The sequence below is a fragment of the Mammaliicoccus sciuri genome (assembly GCF_002901825.1).
Classification (GTDB): Bacteria; Bacillota; Bacilli; order Staphylococcales; family Staphylococcaceae; genus Mammaliicoccus; species Mammaliicoccus sciuri.
The window spans coordinates 1-1,489 of the sequence record NZ_PPQD01000022.1 but is presented as its reverse complement, the minus strand read 5'-3'; the positions used below and the strand labels follow the sequence as shown (position 1 = coordinate 1,489).

The window sequence follows — 1,489 nt, the reverse complement described above, 5'->3', positions numbered from 1 at the left end:
TGAAGAGGTTCAAGAAGAAGTAACAAAAGAGGGAACAGGCAACGCATCAGTAGAGAAACCAGTAGAAACTAATGATGAAGAGGTTCAAGAAGAAGTAACAAAAGAGGGAACAGGCAACGCATCAGTAGAAAAACCAGTAGAAACTAATGATGAAGAGGTGCCAAAGAAAGATAAAGTCAAAGAAGTTCAAAATCAAAAAAAAGTAGAAAATAAAATTTCTAAATCAACAAGTGACATAAGTACTAAAGCAGCTCCAGTAAATCCATATCATGAAGTTTCAGATAAGTATTATGGTGGTTTTTTGGGGTTATTTGGAAACCCAGGTTTAACAACAGATATTAATCCTGAAAGAAAAACAATTATTAGTGGAGAAAAGGCTAAAGCACATGGTGATTTTAGAATACCTGGACTTGTTAATCTAGATAATACCACATATCAATGGTATATATATAGGAACAATCAATGGACTTTAATAAGTGGACAAACAAAAAAAGACCTAGATTATACTTTAACAAATGTAGGAGATTATTATTTTCAACTAGTGGTTAGAAATAAACCACTTATAGGTTCGGCAAAAACATACGGTTCAAATATATTCGCAGTAAGTGTAGTTCAACAACAAGTCAAAGCAGATAAAATAAAAATCACTAATAATCCTAATATTTTAGTAAATGATTCTCATTGGAGTTTAGGCTATGAAACTAATCCTGTTAATGCTACGGGGTCTGTAAAGTGGACTTTAAATGATAATAGTTTGGCCACAATTAACGATGCTGGTGTAATTACTATCAATAACAATAATTTGAAGGGGACTGTAATTGTAAAAGCTATTTTAACAAATGCAGATGGTTCTACTGTTGAAGATTCTATATCTATAAAAGTAGGAGATATTATTTCTGATCAAACAGTTGAAGTAGGGGAAGTTGCAACTTTTACAATCTCTCCAAGCTTAATTCCTAATAACAATGGTCAATCAGTTACTTATCAATGGTATCGTTATTATGATGGGAAACGTCAAGAACTTATATCAACAAATAAAGATTTGATTATAAATAATGTTGGCACAAATCTAGATAAAAGTCAGTATCAAGTTCTTATAAATGTAGGAGGAAAAGTTCAAGAATCTAATATAGCTACATTAAATGTCAGTACAGCAGCTTCAGAATCGCTAAGTACGAGCGAATCATTGAGTACGAGCGAATCATTGAGTACGAGCGAATCATTGAGCACAAGCGAGTCATTAAGTACAAGCGAGTCATTAAGTACAAGTGAATCATTAAGCACGAGTGAATCATTGAGCACGAGTGAATCATTAAGTACAAGTGAGTCATTGAGCACGAGTGAATCACTAAGCACAAGTGAGTCATTGAGCACGAGTGAATCACTAAGCACAAGCGAGTCATTAAGTGCAAGTGAATCACTAAGTACAAGTGAGTCATTAAGCGCAAGTGAATCATTGAGTACGAGCGAATCATTAAGTACGAGTGAA

Annotated in this window: 1 protein-coding gene; it reads left to right on the top strand. The window is 33.6% G+C overall.

Features of this window, described 5'->3' with window-relative positions; genetic code table 11:
• A partial coding sequence (locus CD035_RS13935) for a hypothetical protein (protein ID WP_219728646.1) occupies positions 1-1,489 on the top strand: 1,489 nt, incomplete at both ends.